Genomic DNA, 16,471 nt, shown 5'->3' with positions numbered 1-16,471 from the left:
TTGGCTAATTACTTACTCATTTCAATAAAATGACACAATCTACACGGCTACCGATGAGTGGCATTTTTCCTGATTCTAATCTAATCGAAACATCACGTACACGTCGGTCTTCTTGTTCAGTTGATTGGTCTTTGAAAAGAGATTTTTGCTTCAAATAATCGGCCGCATAGCTAACCGAACCTTGAGCAAGCGTATCACCAGTTGTTTGTGAAATGATGAAAGCTTTTTGTCCTAATTGAATTTTTTCGGCATAAAGTTCATCTACTTCAGTTTTGGCAATGAGTGAACCTTTTGGAGCAAATTCTGCGATTTGGGTGGTGTTATTGACATAATCCCCAGTTTTAGTCAATACTTTCAAAACTTTACCCGCCAAAAGTGCCACCGATTTCTTCTGATTTACAACCGTTCGGAAATAATTTATGTCAGCTTGTATTTCATTGATTTTACTTTTCGCTTGTTCGATATTCGCAGCAGCAGTTTCAACCTCTTTTGTTAGTTTGTCAACGGTAGCTTTGCTGTCGTCGAGGGCTTGTTTGGTTTGAGCATTTCCTTCAAAAAGACGAAGATTTCGCTCATAAGTATCTCTGGCATTTTTTAAGTTAACTCTTGCTGTTTCCAAATTAGCTTGACTAACTGCAACAGCTGCTTTTTGAGTGCTAATTTTACTTTCAGATTGCTCTAATTGAGCTTGCTCTATACTGTTTTCTATTTGCAATAAGTTTTGCCCTTTGGCTACTTCTTGGTTTTCTTTTATCAAAACAGCTAAAACTCGTCCGCTTGTACCCGCGGTTAATTGTAGAATTCCATCTTCTGGTTCTATTCTAGCAACCCCTAAAATTTGGTTATTGGTGGTTGGTACTTTCGCTAGAGAATCGGCTTTGGCTTTTTGGGTAGCATCATTATCGGCTTTTTTATTGCACGAAGTCAATACTGCCAGAACAAATATGATTGATAAGAAATTTTTCATGGTTGTTATTGAGCTGATGATAGTTTAATATGTTTTTATGATTTAAAAATCTCGGTGGCAATGCCATTTTTTACTTCTACGACACGGTCGGCGTATGCTTCCAAACGAGGGTCATGCGTGACAACCGCCACAGATTTACCTTTTTTTGCTAAGGCTCGTAGTTCTTTCATGACTATCTCCAAGGAATCTTTATCAAGAGATGCGGTTGGTTCATCGCAGAGAATAAGTTTTGGTTCAGTAACTAATGCACGGGCAATGGCTATACGTTGTTGTTGACCGCCTGAAAGTTGCTTGGGTAAGTTCTTTCTACGTTCGGTCATGCCAACTATTTCAAGTGCTTTTTGTACTTTATTTTTTACCTCTGTATTAGAATATCCTTGTAATTTAAGCGGTAATGCAACATTATCTTCTGCATTGAGCGGAGCAAGTAAATTAAAGCTCTGAAACACAAAACCGATGGTATCGAGGCGTAGTTTAGAGAGTTCTTTCCCCTTTAATTGATTGATGTGTTTACCCGCAACCCATAAATCGCCAAATGAAGGATAAATTACGCAGCCCAACAATGAAAGTAAGGTTGTTTTACCAGAACCCGATGGACCAATGATAAGCATAAGTTCACCTTCGTTTAGCTGTAAGGAGGTCGGGTGTAATGCCACTATTTTTTGGTCGCCAACTTCATATTCTTTGCCAGCACCTTCGAGTAGAGCAATCATGGTATGTTAGTATGTTTTTGTAGTAATTGTATTTTTTATTCGTAAAAATAGTATGTTTTCGTTTTTATTTCCAAGTAATTTATTAATTTTATTTCGAAAACATATTTTTATGAGTAGTTTTATTATGAAAACAAAGTTTCTTTTATTTTGTTTAGTAAAAAGGAATAATTATTCGAACCGAAAAAGCTAAGATTTAGAAATGAGTAAAAAAATAGTAGAATTAGTGAATCTTTGGTCGAAATATGAAGATGAAAACCCAGAGATGAGCATTACAGATTTTTGTGTTCGTTATTTAGCCGAAAATAACGATACAAGATATGTAACTGATACACTAAAACTACCCATTAATGCACAATTAGCAAGTTTGATGGGGCGTTTGGTAAAGTTTTCTAATCATTACGCTAAAAAAGCACTCGACCATTTCCCACTAAATAACCTCGAAGATTGGGTATATTTAATTTCATTAATGGATTTGAGAACGCCCAAGAAGAGTGAATTGATTTATGAAATGTTATCGGAATTTCCATCTGGAATTGATATTATCAAGCGTTTAATTGCGGCCGATTTGGTAGAAGAATTCCCAGATGAAAATGATAAACGCTCAAAGCGAGTGAGAATCACCGAAAAAGGCTTACAGGTTCTTAGTGAAAGTATGTCGTACATGGATAAGGTAGGAGTTATGGCATTTGATACACTTTCGGCTAGCGAAAAAGAAATGGTAGTGAATATTCTAAAACGATTGGATAATTTCCATAATGAGCGTTTTAAGGAAGTTCGAGTTTCTGAGTTTAACGAAGCTTTTGAAATTCTAACCAAGTAAATTTACATTAACAATCATTAACAAAACGCCAAATAAACCCTTCGATTAATTTTTGCATCTAAGTAGTAAATTCTAAGATTTGAGAATTTTTAAACTATTGAAAACAAAATAATTGAAGACTATGAGAAAGCTAATGATTATGGCAGTGTTGGTAGCAAGTGCTATCGTGGCCAATGCACAAAGAGGTTATGATAATCGTGCTGAACGTAATGACTATGAACGACGTGAAAGAAATGATAATTATGGTAGAGGGGGTTATGACCGAATTGATAGTTATCAACGTGAAGCCCGTCGCCAGATTGCTTGGGGAATTGAGACGGGGCGTATTACTTCTCGTGAATCAAAACGATTATTGCGTGAAGTAGAGCGAATTGAATATAAAGAGAATCGTTATAAACGTGATGGTGTGCTCGACCCTCGCGAACGCCGAGATTTAGTTGAAGATTTGGCAGTTTTGAATCGTTGGATTAATCGTGAAAAACGCGATGGTGACCGAGTAACTTACGATGATTTTAGAAACAGTCGTGAGCGTTATGATGATAGATACAGTAGAAGATACTAATTTCAAGGAAGTCTTCGCTTTAAGCGAAGACTTCCTTTTTTTACATCTTTTTTAAACCTCCTCAGTTTGTAATTGCTTTTCGTAGAGTTCACGATAAGCTCCACCTTTTTCGTAAAGCTCCTCGTGAGTGCCTTGTTCGATTACTTCGCCGTTGTCCAAAACCAAGATTTTATCTGCCAATTTTGCAGAAGAAACTCTATGTGAAATAATAACCGAAGTACGGTTTTGCATGATGCGTTGGAGATTGTTCAAGATAATATTTTCGGTATTTGTATCCACCGCTGAAAGACAATCATCTAAAATCAAAATCTTTGGTTCACGAGCAATCGCACGTGCTATTGAAAGACGTTGTTTCTGTCCACCCGAAAGCGTGATACCTCTTTCACCAAGTTTAGTTTCATATTTATCAGGAAAATCCATGATATTCTGATACAAATCAGCATCTTTGGTAGCTTGAATTACTTGTTCATCACTTATATTGGGCGAACCAAATTTGGCATTATTCATAATCGTATCAGAGAATAAGAAAACTTCTTGTGGTACATATCCCATCTGACTACGTAAGTATTGAACATTATAATCTTTTATTGAATGACCATCTACAAAAATATCGCCTTTGTTGGTGTCATACATTCTTACAATTAGATTAGCAATGGTACTTTTACCAGAACCAGTCGTACCTAAAATGGCAACAGATTCGCCAGCCTTAATATCAAGATTAAAGTTTTTAAGAGCTTGAATACCTGAATCTACATAAGTAAAATCAATATTTTTGAAGCTAATATTTCCTTCTATTGGAGTTGTAAGATTTTTGTTAGAAACGATTTCAGATTTTTCGTGCAAAAACTCATTGATACGTTTTTGTGAGGCAGCCGCTCGTTGAATTTGGCTTGAAGTCCAACCCAAAGCAATAAGTGGCCATGTGAGCATGAATACATACATGATGAACTCTGTAACATTACCCGGTGTAAGGCGACCCGCAATAATTTCTTGACCACCAATATATACACAAAGTACTGTACTTAAACCAATGAGTAGGGCAGTAGTTGGCGAGAATAAAGCATCAACCCAAGTGAGCGATAAAGACTTTTGTTTGTAAACATCGCTTTCTAGATTGAATCTTTTCGCTGAATCATCTTCTCGAGCAAATGCTTTTAAAACCCTGATCCCAGAGAACGCTTCTTGAACGAATGTTGATAGCTTTGAAAGACTTCTCTGAATTTCTTCTGAACGTTTATTAACGGTGCTACTCACAATAAAAATACTTGCAGAAAGTACAGGCATAGGCAATAAAACCCACCATGTGAGACGTGCGTTAACCGAAAACATATAACTTAACACAAGCACAACCAAAACAAACATATTCATCAAGTACATGAGCGATGGCCCAACGTACATACGTACTTTACTTACATCTTCCGAAATACGAGCCATCAAGTCGCCCGTGTTATTTTGACGGTAAAAACTCAATGGAAGTGTCTGATAATGAGCGTATATTTCATTTTTGAGGTCGAACTCAATATGGCGGGACATAACGATAAGTGTCTGGCGAACAGCAAAAAGAAACACACCTTTGGCAATAGCCATTGCCAAAATTAATAGCCCATAAATACTAATACTTGTGGTGAAAACTTCATACATCGACTTTTGTGTTTGCGAGTTTTCAAACAAGAAATAGACATCTATGGTTTCTTTGACCAAATCGAGGGCATGACGCACGATTTGAGCGGGAATGATACCAAAGAGGTTTGATATAATTGTGAAAATAGTACCTAAAATTAGATACCATTTATATTTTAGAAAGTATTTGTTGAGGTAAGCAAGATGTTTCAAGACTTCTGAGTTATTTGTGCTGAATTCTGAGTTTGTTTACTCATAAGTTTTTAACAACGATTTTTTAAAAATTGTTGCAATGAAACCTTTTTTAGTCAAAAATTCATATTATTTCTATATCAAAAAATAAACGTGACCTACCTTATTTGCAGTATTAAATAAGGTAGGTCACGCTCAGGCTTAACTAAAAATAATAAATGTTATCTTGCGGCAATAATCATCCCCAATCCAATGATGTAACATAAAAGCATCATATTTAAGATTAGGGAAGTACCTTTAGGTGCATTTTTGAATTCTTTCCAGATATAAATACCCCAAATAGCGGCTACTATGGTGGCTCCCTGACCTAATCCATAAGATATAGCAGGGCCAGCTTTTCCTGAAGCAATGATGTTAAATGACATTCCTTTACACCAAATCATTCCACCTAAAATTCCCATTAAGTGATTTTTAAACGAACCTCCAAAATAATCAGTATAGTTGATGGGTGGACCAACAAAAGGACGTTTCATCAATAAAGTATTAAATGGGAAATTGCTTAATAAAACTCCAATTGCAAAAAAGAAAACCGCCGTATAAGGACTCAGTTTTCCCGCTTCGGGTACATTAAAATCAGAAAACATTGATGCTGCCACGTATTTGTAGAAGTAGCCCATTAGAATCCCCGCTATCACTGATAAAACTAAACCTTTTGTAGAAACATTTCCTTGATTGCTTTGCATTTTTCGGTAGGCATTGGCATTTAGTAAAATCGCCAAGACAATTAATGCTACGCCACCAAAGAGCATGGATTTATCTCCTACTGGATTATCTATATAATTAACAACTACTCCAATGACTAATGCTAAACCAATTCCGACTGGAAAAGCAACCGACATGCCAGCAATGGTGATGGCTGCAACTAACAGAATATTGGCTGCATTAAACACAATACCCCCGAAGATTGCAGACCGAATACTTTGATTATCAGCTTGTTTTATATCGGCTAGAAAACTTCGCCCACCTTCGCCTATACTACCAAAGGTGAAAGCAAAAATGATAGACATTAATAAAATTCCAAATACATAGTCCCAGTAAAAAGCCTCAAAACGCCAATCTTTTGATGTTAGTTTTTGAGTATTGGCCCATGAACCCCAACAGAGCATCGTAACAAATGTAAAAATTACAGCAAGTGTATAATTTTGAATGATAAACATAATTTATTTAGTTTAAAATAGGTAAAGTCAAATAAGATGTTTTTGATTTTGGGCTTCGACTACACTCATTCACCAAAATCAAAAAAATGTTCGGTAACCGAACGAAATTCAATCACTACAGTGGTCGAGCGAAGCCGAATCAGTACGGTGGCCGAGCGAAGCCGAGGCTATTGTTTCTTATAAGGTCCAAAAGTTCTAATTGTTTGTGCTTGCTGTGGTTTGCTCGAATACCAAACCAGTTCTGATAAATAGCAATTTACTTCGGGATCTGGATTAAGTAATTTAAGTTTAATTTTATGCTTCGAATCACTGAGTTGATATTTCCAGCAAATCTCGTGTCGGCGAGTAGTAAATCTTATGGGTAATTTGACAGTTTCGATGGCTTTGTCGTCTAAATAAACTTCAATTTGAGCGAATTTTTCGCTTTTGGAGTCCCACGAACTTCCTTCTTTGGGTTTACTTTCTCCTTTTACAACAAAGCCATTTCCTTCAAATTCGAGTTCAATATCGTTTTCTAAGTTCTTGCCAATCCATTTTTTATCAAGCGGATAATGCCCTTCAAAGCTTTCTTCAAATCTAACTACTGATGGTGCTTGACTTTTTATTGAAATCATATTTCCTGAAACTTTGCCACCATTACGTTCAATATTTAAGAGAGCATGTTTAGTACCAATTTCATAAACATCATTGAGAGAAGTAGAAGTATATTTAAAATCCATGTCTTCAATTTCCTTCAAGCCTAACTTCCAATAAGCAGGAATAGCTTTATAGCCAAGCATGGCCCCCAAAATTCCTCCCGCTGAGGATGGATTACAGTCGGCATCTTGACCGCATCGGGTTGTGATTTCCATTGTTTTTGTAAAATCACCTTTCCCATAAAGTAATCCCAAGACTACATAAGCCGAGTTGATAGTAGCATCAATATTAAATGGAGCAAAAACACCATCGGGGCAGCCGATATCGTTTGTCCATTTTTGTTGTAATTCAAACCAAGTTTTCTTCCAGTTATCTGGATACATCTTGTGCCATCTGATTACATCTGAAATACATTCATAATATTTCGATTGTTTGGGAACAGTTTTAAGGGCTTCGTTTACGACATAATTAATATCATTTGAAACTAAAGCTAAAGAGTACATAGCACCAATGTATATTCCTCCGTACCAGCCATCTCCGTAATTCATAATATGCCCGATTTTATCAGAAATCTTTGAGGCTGCATTAGGCATTCCCGGTGACATAAGACCCGCAAAATCTGCTTCGATTTGATAATCAATGCAATCGGCGTGCGGATTATTGAGCCAATGCCCTGAAGCAGGTGGCATGATACCCTGCAAAATATTATAGCGAGCCGCTTGATTGGCGTGCCAAAGCATATATCCAGCATTGGCAAAAGCCTTAGCGTGTGACTCTACTGGAGCATCAAGTCCTTCTCGCTCAAAAACTTCTACAAACGTTAAATCCATGTAAAGGTCATCATAAACACCTGGGCTATTGGTCATGGTTTTGTGAAGAAGACCATTGTACCACGGAATTTTTTGGTAATCATTAATCATGGTTCCGTTGAATTTGAATTCTACGGGAGCTCCAAAAGTAACGCCAATCGTCTGACCTGCCCAACCACCCATAATTTTATCTTTGAGTTTTTCTTTGCTCATCGTTATCATTTTTTGAGCATTGGTGAGTGTTGCAATCGAAAGCAGAATAATTACTAAAATCTTGTTTTTCATGTTAAGGTTGAGTTATTAAAGGTTCATGTTTACTGCCCTCAGTTTCAACTAAAGGAGACAGCATTGATTGTAAGTTTTTATTATTTTATATTTATCAGTTAGTGCAGATAGCCATGAATTTATTGCTTTAGTTTCAGTTGAGCTCTAGAACTAATTCATCACAAATTCTAAAGGTTTTGTCACATTATTTCATTTTTATTTCCCCCAAAAATTAGCTTTGAATAATATTTAATCACTAATACTATGAAAAAGCAATTAATTTCAATTTTCCTCCTTATTATCTATTGCTTAATTCTAATCAAAATAATGGTCTTTAAAGATATGCCAACCATTAGAATTGGGCACTTGATGTTGAATTTTTCTGGAACAAGTGCAGGACAAGGCCCAAACCTTGTACCTTTTAAAACTATTTTGCCTTATCTATTAGGACATAAAGGATTAATCATTGCTGGTGTTAATCTCGTCGGCAATATTGCATTGCTTGTGCCAATTGGCTTTCTTATCCCTTTCATTAAACACCATTTTCAATGGAAAAACTTGTTGCTTATTGCGATTACCTCAGGTTTGACTATCGAAATGATTCAAGTAATTTTAGGTGTGGGTATTTTTGATATTGATGATATCATATTGAATGCATTGGGTGTTATGATTGGCTATTGGTCATTTTTGATTTTTGCTAAATGGTTACGTTCAAAGAATTATAAAGCTATAATCACGGTCATAACTATGATTATTGTTGTTGTTATTACTACTCTATATGCGATTTATCCAAAGGACCATCAAACTTTAAATCCGAGAAATAGTATTAGTAATATCTATCCTGATGATAAATCTGCTATGAATGACCCCTGCAATGGAACAGGTGGCATAGGCCAAATTATAAAAATATCAAAGAACTCAATAAGTATCAGACGAAATGACGGTGTTGTTCAAACTATTAAATTTACAAATCAAACAACAATTAAAAATTCAATGGGAACTGCATTAATATCTGATTTAAAAATAGGAAATAGAGTCTCATTGGTCATTGATGAAACTGAAACAGCCTCGTTTGTTTTGGTTTGTAACTCAAGATAGTTTTACTGCCGTTATGCTGTGCCAAGTTTCAAACTTCGTCCTAGTTTTTAGTTCTCCCGAACACTAACATCAGGAGATGTTAAAATGCCTCTGCGAAGAAATATTCTTCGCAGAGCTGGCTTTTACTTCATTGCCGTTAGTTTCAACTGACGGATGAAAGAATCATCAGTATTGGCTTTAGCCTAAACTCTTTATTTGTACTAAAGTCATAAGGTTTAATTTCTGATAACAGTTAGCTGAAGCAGTCGTCAATTAATTTATTTATGTTAGAAATTTATCTCACTCCGCAAAGGAGCAGAGGCTTGAGCTCCCATACGAGTTACCGAAATTGCTGCTGCTTTGCATGCAAAATTAATAGCTTGTTCCATTTCATTTCCTTCGGAAAGTGCAACTGCCAAAGCACCGTTGAAAACATCGCCCGCGGCTGTGGTATCAACTGCTTGTACTTGAGGAGCACTAATTAATAGATTGGTGTTGGTATTGTATAAATAGGCACCTCTTGAACCCAGCGTGATTATTATGTTTTTTACCCCTTTTTGATGCAAAACCTCTGCTGCGTGTTTGGCACTCTCAAGGTCTGTAACTTTTATTCCTGTAAGTAATTCTGCTTCAGTTTCATTTGGAGTGATGATTTCGAGAAATTTAAAAATATTCTCATTCAGCTTTTGAGCAGGTGCGGGGTTCAAAATTACTTTTGCACCATTTTCAGAGCATTTTTTGATGGCAAATTCTACGGTCGGAATTGGTATTTCAAGTTGTAGTAAAACTATATCATTGGCTGAAATTTGTTCAATCGCTTTTGCTACTTCCGATATTTGTAAATTTCCATTCGCTCCCGAAGCTACTGCAATGCTGTTTTCGCCTTTGGCATCAACCAAAATCAATGCTACGCCTGAAGGGTTTTCGGCATCAGTAAAGACAAAATTGGTATTGATGCCTTCTTTTTGGAAGCCTTGAATGGCTTGTTTACCAAATATATCATCGCCAACCTTACTAACAAACGTTACATTTGCTCCTAATTTTGCCGCTGCTACTGCCTGATTTGCTCCTTTTCCGCCAGCATTCATTAAAAAAGTACCTCCAAGAATAGTTTCTCCTGCGACTGGTAATTTTTCGGATTTTACGACCATATCGGTATTTGAACTACCAATTACGTATATTTTTTTGCTCATCTCCCTAAGTTTTGTTTCAAATAAACATCCATGATTCTTTTCAAAAACTCTTCGGTATTAATACCTACACCAATCTCAGCATTAGGTGTTTTGGCTTTATCAATGCGGGTATAGCCTTTATCATCAACTTCTACAAAAACTTTTTCGATTTTGAATAAGTCAGGGTAAAGAGCCATTCCAATGGCTACGGCATCGAAAAGAGTAGGAGTGGCTGTATTCGACCATAGGGTTTTGAGGCCACAAAGTGCATTGGTAAGTGGACTTTGGCGGTAGAGTAATCTTTCTTGCATCATTTTATCCCACTTCACAAAAGCGGTTATATCAAGCCCTGCATATACAATATTTGCCCCCGAATTGACAAACTTCTTTGAAGCTTCTACATCAACTACTACATTCCATTCTGGGTTGATGGTTGGGCTTCCATTATAACCAATATAAAATGAGCCAAACATGGCGATTACCTTCTTAGCCAGTTTCAAGGCTTGTAGGTCTTTTTCGATAATATCTTTCATGTTGGTTACGGGGCCAACCGAAAATAAAATTACTTCATTAGGATATTTATGTAATTGTTCAATGATAAAATCTGCACCTGATTGTTGAATCGGTTTGACTTTATTGAAACCTTTCGACCAATAAAATTGGTCGGCATACCAATTAGCTCTTTCGTTTTTATTGGAGGTATTTCTTCCCATAGCTACTGGTATACGTTCTAAACCAGTCTCATAAAGCATTTTACAAGCCATTTCTGCTCGGTCGTTTGTGCGGCCATAGCAGGTAGTGATGCCTAAAATATCAAATTTATCGGTGCTGGCTAACATCAAAGCCACGGCATAAGCATCATCAATGTCATCACCTAAATCGCAATCGAGAATAACTTTTTGTTTTTGTGCTTGAATTGAAAAGCAAAAGAAGAAGAAAAGGTTTAGTATAAGAAGTTTTTTCATTTGTTAGAGTCATTATAGAATATTCAAATTAAATACAAATTTTTCATTGTTTAATAATATTTTAATCGAGATTTTATCACATATTATCTAATTTTCTTAAAACCTTTTCATAGAGTTTTAAAATTTGTACTGATTATACATAATTTTACCTCATGTTTTCATCTTAACTAAATGATATTGTATGTTTCTAAATCTAAAAAATATTCTCAACTCTTTAATTCTGCTGTTTACAAGTTTAGTTATTTATGCTCAAAGTACTAAACCGTATGTAGTAATGGTATCTTTTGATGGATTTAGATATGATTACGCAGAAAAGTATAATGCAAAAAATATCAAAGAATTTATTAAACAAGGTGCAGCGGCCGAAATGATGCGACCATCGTTTCCGAGTAAGACTTTTCCAAATCACTACACGCTTGTTACAGGCCTTTACCCGGGCAATCATGGATTAGTAGATAATACTTTTTACGATAAAGGACGTGATACCTTTTATTCTATTCGCCAACGTGCAAAGGTTGAAGACCCTTATTATTATGGGGGTTTACCCATTTGGCAATTAGTTCAACAAAATGGAATGAAAGCCGCTTCTTATTTTTGGGTTGGTTCTGAGGCACCAATTGCGGGTCAGTATCCAACGTATTTTCATAGATTCGATGATACTGTACACCCAAAAAATAGAGTTCAAGCTGTTTTCGACTGGCTGAATTTACCTGAGGCTGAGCGTCCACAATTAATGACCATTTACTTTTCGATGGTCGATACGCAAGGACATGAGTACGGACCCAATGGTGATAAAACAAAAGAAGCTGTTATGCAAGCCGATAGCTTAGTTGGCATGCTGGTAAATGGATTACAGAAAATTAGTTTACCCGTAAACGTAATCTTGGTTTCTGACCACGGTATGTATGAAATGAAAAACAAACCTGAATTTTTTGTTTACCAAGAAGATTTGCTGGCAGGCTTAGTAAAAGATGATTTTATATTTGTGAACTTGTTTAGGATTAACTTTTATATTTAATTTTTCGTAAAAAACGAACTGAGAATGCCAATAAATTTAAAGCCACCCAGTTAATTGCTTTCGTTTCAAACCTGACAAGTAATGCTTTGAAACTATCCATCCAAGCATTAGCGTGCTCAATGAGTACTCGTCGTTTGTATAACTCTTCATCAAAATGCTGATATTCAGTAGATTGATTTTCTATTTTGTTATTTCGAGAATTAACATCAATATTGGCTTCAATTTCTTTATTTTTACAAATTTGACGAAATTCTTTGCTATCGAATCCAGCATCAGCATTTAGAAAAAGGCCTCTGAGATTAATTCCTGCTTTTATGAGCATTTGACACAGTTCTTCAAAGAGTTCCTGAATATTATAAAGGTCGTTGTGTTTTCCTTCTTGTGGGCTGGCACATGCCAACATTTGTCCCTGATTATCAGCTAAAAAGAGCAAATTAGTTGTTTTTGATGCTTTTCGACCTTGATACCCAACAGCTTCACCTCCACGTTTGGCAAGTGTATGACTACCATCAAGTTGGATACAAGATAAGTCTAAATATGAATAGTTTGATGCTAAAATATTTATCCAAACTTTTGTCCAAGAGCCGTCCTTGACCCATTCATTAAAGTGATAATAGACTCCTTGCCATGTTAAAACCTTATTATTAAAAAATTGCTTTACTGGCAGTTGACGCCATTGACAACCTGTTTTCAAACGATATAAAATTGCTGAAACAATAGCTGTCAACTGTTCTATTTCACACTCTTTTCCACGTAAACCAATACTTAAATTTGGTAATATATATTGTTCAATCGTATTTTTACTCAAGATTTCCACTGTAGGTCTTTTTGATGATTCGCACCACAAAATTCAACCTATTTTGGGAATCTTTTTATAATACTAAACAACCTCTGTAAATAATAGTACGCACGCCAATATTTTTATCAAAAATAAAGATAAAGCAGAAGAGATTTTTAATGCTGTTAAAAGCCGAGAGTCACATTTTAAAGTTTATAAAAAAGAAGATATTCCTGCTAAATTTCACTTCAATACTCACCCTCGAATCGGAGATATTTTGTTTGTAGTAGAACCAGGATATAGTATTTACTCAAAAGAAGCAATGGACAAAAAGCCTGAAACACGTCCTGTTTGGGGAGTTCATGGTTTTGACCCCTACACTACACCAGAAATGGGAGCAATTTTTTATGCGAAAGGACCAAATATCAAAGCTGGAGTAAAAATTCCAGCCTTTGATAACATACACGTTTATCCTTTAGTAGCAGCTATACTTGGAATTACTCCTCCTAAGATTGATGGGGATTTAAAAGTTCTTGAGGGAATCATTAAAAAATAATTACAATCGCTGAAATACTTTTTAGTGAAAAGGCTTAGGATTATATAATTCTAAGCCTTTTCTAATATGAGTTTAACACCAGTCTAATTTGGGTGATTTACCTTTGTAGCATCATAAAATAATAGGAAAAGTCTTTAGGAAAAGTTCAGTTTTTAGTTTAGAGTAGCTGGAAAAGCAGTTGATATTTCTCGACTGCTTTTTTATTATCTTAAAATCAAACTTATAAAAATGTTAGATGTAATTGTACCATTGTTATCATTAATCGCTCTAGAAGTAATTTTAGGGATTGATAATATTATTTTCATATCTATATTAGCCGACAAGCTACCAGAAAATCAACGTAATAAATTGCGTTATTGGGGTATTGGACTCGCAATGGTTATGAGACTTTGTTTATTAGGCATTATTTCTTGGATACTTAAACTAGACCAAACTCTTTTCACTGTTCTTGATAAAGAAATTACTGGTAAAGGTTTAATTTTAATTTTTGGAGGCTTATTTTTGGTATATAAAAGTACTAAGGAAATTTATCATAAAACCGAAGCAAATGATGAGGTTGCCTTAGAAAAAACGGTTAGTAGCAGTTTTTCAAAGTTATTATCAGAGATTATTATTTTAGACTTAGTATTTTCGATAGACTCAATTATCACGGCAGTTGGGATGGTGCAGGAAATATGGGTAATGTACACGGCGGTGGTTGTCACAGTAGGAATTATGTTAGTTGCTTCGAAGCCAATCAGTGAATTTATTCGAATACATCCTTCTTTTAAAATTCTAGCATTATGTTTTTTAATGATGATTGGTGTATCTTTATTGGCCGAAGGGCTTCATTTTGAAATTCCTAAAGGATATATCTATTTCTCAATGGCATTTGCATTCTTAGTGGATATTATTCAGATGAAAACCCTCAAAAAAATATCGTAGCCGTATAACATTACTGATAAAATAATGATGGAAAATAAAAAAATATTAATTGTTGAAGACGAAGTAAAAGTTGCAACTTTCATAAAAAAAGGTTTGCAAACGCAAAATTTTGAAGCCGAAGTGGCTGAAACGGGTAGCGATGCAAAACAACTTTTTGAAACCGAAAACTTCGATCTCATAATATTAGATATTGGTCTGCCAGATATGAGTGGCTTAGATTTTTGTGAATTTGTTCGTGCAAAAAACACCAAAATTCCTGTTTTAATGCTCACGGCATTGGGCAGTGTAGCCGATAAATTGTCAGGGTTTGAGGTTGGTACTGATGATTACATGGTAAAACCCTTTGATTTTATGGAGCTTTTAGTTCGTGTAAAAGCCCTTCTCAAACGAACAACCGAGGTAGAACAACCAGCCGAAAAACTTCAAGAGGCCGACTTAGAGTTAGATTTAAAGGAAAAGGTAGCTCGACGAGATGGGAAAGTAGTGGAGTTGACCGCCAAAGAATTTAGTTTACTTGAATATCTGATGCTAAACAAAGGAAGAGTAGTGTCGAAAGTTGATATTGCCGAAAAAGTTTGGGATATTAATTTTGATACGGGTACGAATTTTATAGAAGTATATGTAAATTATCTTCGTAATAAAATCGACAAGGGTTTTTCAAATAAACTTATCCATACAATAGTAGGTATGGGTTATATGCTAAAAAATAAATGACAATTCGCGTACGCATGGCGGTGCTCTTTTTGAGCATTTTTTCAATTTTATTATTAGTATTTTCTTTGGTAATTTATTTCGAAAGTGAAGTATATCGCCAAAGAGAATACAAAATACGCCTGCGTCAGGAAGCCCTTACGGCTGCTACAATTATTTTTAATAAAAATGAAATTAGTCCTGATTTACTTAAACTTTTAGATAAGCACAATGTAACGGCACTTAATCAAGAAGAAATTATTATCTATGATATTCATGATAAAGTAATCTATGAAAGTGGCTCAGACACTCTATTAGTTAACCGCGAAGTTTTAGGTAAAATCAGACAAGAAAAAGACTTATTTTGGGAAGAAAATGGCAAAGAAATGTATGGTACAGTTATTACAAATAGTGGTAAAGAATATATTGTCTTAGCTTCTTCAATTGATAAATATGGTATCGATAAACAAAAAAACTTAGCATTTATTTTAGGGTTTTCTGCCTTTTTATTGGTTTGTATTAGTGCGGTAACGGGTTGGCTTTTCGCTCGAAGGATGTTACGGCCTGTTAAACAAATGATTCAGAAAATTGATAAAATTCAAGCATCAGCCCTTAATCTTAGACTCAATGAGGGAAATAAAGCTGATGAACTGGAACAGTTATCAATACGTTTTAATCAAATGCTCGACCGCCTCGAACACGCTTTTCAGACGCAACGTTCGTTTGTTTCTCATGCTTCACATGAATTGCGTACGCCACTCACTGCGATTACTGGACAAATTCAAGTTTCGCTTTTAGCAAATGATAATCAGGCCGATTTAAAATTAATGATACAATCGGTGCTTGAGGATGTTCAACAACTAAATAAATTGACCAATAACTTATTAGATTTAACAAGTATTGATGCAGATGATACTAAATTCAAATACGAATTGGTTAATATTTTAGAACTTATTTGGCAAGTGCGTGCCGAATTGTTGAAGAAAAATCCTAATTATCAAATACTTATCAGCCTCGATGAAGAGGCCGATTCAATGCCTGAAGTACGTGGTAATGATGGATTATTATACACAGCACTCATTAATTTAATTGAAAATGGGGCTAAGTTTTCGCCACAAAATACGGTTGAGGTGAAAATAAAAATGCAAAATGAAAAGCTGACTATTGATTTTCATAATGAAGGTTCGGTTATTCCTGCTAATGAATTGAATCAAATCTTTGAACCTTTCAAACGAGGTTCAAATTCTCGCCATACAAAGGGGCACGGGGTGGGACTCTCTCTAACCCGACGCATCGTTCAGCTCCATAAAGGGAAGATTGACGTTAAGTCTTCAGATGAATCGGGTACTACTTTTACCCTCATTTTACCCAGATAATCATTTCTAAGGCTTTTCTAATATTACCTTAATTCTAGCCTAATGTTGCCTTCTTATCTTTGTATTGTCATCAGATAAGTTATCAAAAATACTTTCTGATAGAACAATATATTAT

General features: G+C 35.4%; 16 protein-coding genes. 8 read left to right on the top strand and 8 right to left on the bottom strand.

Annotated elements, in window-relative coordinates:
* Positions 1 to 16: 16 nt before the first annotated feature.
* Positions 17 to 967: an HlyD family secretion protein gene (locus EMTOL_RS02310; RefSeq protein WP_015027648.1), complete on the bottom strand. Its 951-nt coding sequence runs from the start codon at positions 965 to 967 to the stop codon at positions 17 to 19.
* 35 nt (positions 968 to 1,002) lie between these two features.
* On the bottom strand, positions 1,003 to 1,680 hold the full coding sequence (locus EMTOL_RS02305) for an ABC transporter ATP-binding protein (protein ID WP_015027647.1): 678 nt from the start codon (positions 1,678 to 1,680) through the stop codon (positions 1,003 to 1,005).
* Positions 1,681 to 1,879: 199 nt separating this feature from the next.
* Between EMTOL_RS02305 and EMTOL_RS02300 the strand changes: the two genes are divergently transcribed.
* A complete protein-coding gene (locus tag EMTOL_RS02300; protein ID WP_015027646.1) occupies positions 1,880 to 2,500 on the top strand; it encodes a MarR family winged helix-turn-helix transcriptional regulator in 621 nt (206 codons plus the stop codon).
* Positions 2,501 to 2,621: 121 nt separating this feature from the next.
* The gene (locus EMTOL_RS02295) at positions 2,622 to 3,062 is read left to right on the top strand and encodes a hypothetical protein (RefSeq protein ID WP_015027645.1); all 441 of its coding nucleotides are present in this window, start codon (positions 2,622 to 2,624) and stop codon (positions 3,060 to 3,062) included.
* A gap of 51 nt (positions 3,063 to 3,113) precedes the next feature.
* Here EMTOL_RS02295 and EMTOL_RS02290 read toward each other — a convergent pair whose 3' ends face one another.
* From EMTOL_RS02290 to EMTOL_RS02280, 3 genes are all read right to left on the bottom strand, one after another.
* Positions 3,114 to 4,895, bottom strand: a complete 1,782-nt coding sequence (locus EMTOL_RS02290) for an ABC transporter ATP-binding protein (protein WP_015027644.1) — start codon at positions 4,893 to 4,895, stop codon at positions 3,114 to 3,116.
* Positions 4,896 to 5,095: 200 nt separating this feature from the next.
* The gene (locus EMTOL_RS02285; protein WP_015027643.1) at positions 5,096 to 6,091 is read right to left on the bottom strand and encodes a GRP family sugar transporter; all 996 of its coding nucleotides are present in this window, start codon (positions 6,089 to 6,091) and stop codon (positions 5,096 to 5,098) included.
* A 167-nt stretch (positions 6,092 to 6,258) separates the two neighbouring features.
* Positions 6,259 to 7,821, bottom strand: a complete 1,563-nt coding sequence (locus EMTOL_RS02280; protein WP_015027642.1) for an ADP-ribosylglycohydrolase family protein — start codon at positions 7,819 to 7,821, stop codon at positions 6,259 to 6,261.
* Positions 7,822 to 8,064: 243 nt separating this feature from the next.
* On the opposite strand from EMTOL_RS02280, the gene EMTOL_RS21590 reads away from it, so the two are divergent.
* A complete protein-coding gene (locus tag EMTOL_RS21590; protein ID WP_015027641.1) occupies positions 8,065 to 8,898 on the top strand; it encodes a VanZ family protein in 834 nt (277 codons plus the stop codon).
* Between the two features lie 266 nt (positions 8,899 to 9,164).
* Here the strand turns inward: EMTOL_RS21590 and rbsK are convergent, their stop codons facing one another.
* Positions 9,165 to 10,070 carry a ribokinase gene (rbsK, locus tag EMTOL_RS02270; protein WP_015027640.1) on the bottom strand — a complete coding sequence of 302 codons (906 nt, stop codon included), beginning with the start codon at positions 10,068 to 10,070 and terminating at the stop codon, positions 9,165 to 9,167.
* The gene (locus EMTOL_RS02265) at positions 10,067 to 11,014 is read right to left on the bottom strand and encodes a nucleoside hydrolase (protein ID WP_015027639.1); all 948 of its coding nucleotides are present in this window, start codon (positions 11,012 to 11,014) and stop codon (positions 10,067 to 10,069) included. Before EMTOL_RS02265 ends, rbsK begins: the two co-directional genes overlap by 4 nt.
* 181 nt (positions 11,015 to 11,195) lie before the next feature.
* Here EMTOL_RS02265 and EMTOL_RS02260 point away from each other — a divergent pair, with 181 nt between their 5' ends.
* Complete coding sequence (locus EMTOL_RS02260) at positions 11,196 to 12,032, top strand: alkaline phosphatase family protein (RefSeq protein WP_052315335.1); 837 nt, start codon at positions 11,196 to 11,198, stop codon at positions 12,030 to 12,032.
* Here the strand turns inward: EMTOL_RS02260 and EMTOL_RS02255 are convergent.
* Complete coding sequence (locus tag EMTOL_RS02255; protein WP_015027236.1) at positions 12,016 to 12,849, bottom strand: IS5 family transposase; 834 nt, start codon at positions 12,847 to 12,849, stop codon at positions 12,016 to 12,018. The genes EMTOL_RS02260 and EMTOL_RS02255 overlap by 17 nt on opposite strands.
* A 100-nt stretch (positions 12,850 to 12,949) precedes the next feature.
* On the opposite strand from EMTOL_RS02255, the gene EMTOL_RS21585 reads away from it, so the two are divergent.
* The 4 genes from EMTOL_RS21585 (at position 12,950) to EMTOL_RS02235 (ending at position 16,356) form a co-directional block, all read left to right on the top strand.
* On the top strand, positions 12,950 to 13,366 hold the full coding sequence (locus EMTOL_RS21585) for an alkaline phosphatase family protein (RefSeq protein ID WP_083842370.1): 417 nt from the start codon (positions 12,950 to 12,952) through the stop codon (positions 13,364 to 13,366).
* A 228-nt stretch (positions 13,367 to 13,594) separates the two neighbouring features.
* Positions 13,595 to 14,290, top strand: a complete 696-nt coding sequence (locus tag EMTOL_RS02245; RefSeq protein ID WP_015027638.1) for a TerC family protein — start codon at positions 13,595 to 13,597, stop codon at positions 14,288 to 14,290.
* Between the two features lie 24 nt (positions 14,291 to 14,314).
* A complete protein-coding gene (locus EMTOL_RS02240; RefSeq protein WP_015027637.1) occupies positions 14,315 to 15,004 on the top strand; it encodes a response regulator transcription factor in 690 nt (229 codons plus the stop codon).
* The gene (locus EMTOL_RS02235; protein WP_015027636.1) at positions 15,001 to 16,356 is read left to right on the top strand and encodes a HAMP domain-containing sensor histidine kinase; all 1,356 of its coding nucleotides are present in this window, start codon (positions 15,001 to 15,003) and stop codon (positions 16,354 to 16,356) included. Before EMTOL_RS02240 ends, EMTOL_RS02235 begins: the two co-directional genes overlap by 4 nt.
* The last annotated feature ends 115 nt before the right edge of the window (positions 16,357 to 16,471 follow it).

It is taken from the genome of Emticicia oligotrophica DSM 17448 (assembly GCF_000263195.1).
GTDB classification, from domain to species: Bacteria; Bacteroidota; Bacteroidia; order Cytophagales; family Spirosomataceae; genus Emticicia; species Emticicia oligotrophica.
Note: the sequence above shows the minus strand (reverse complement) of the source record. Positions and strands in the feature narration are given on the sequence as shown.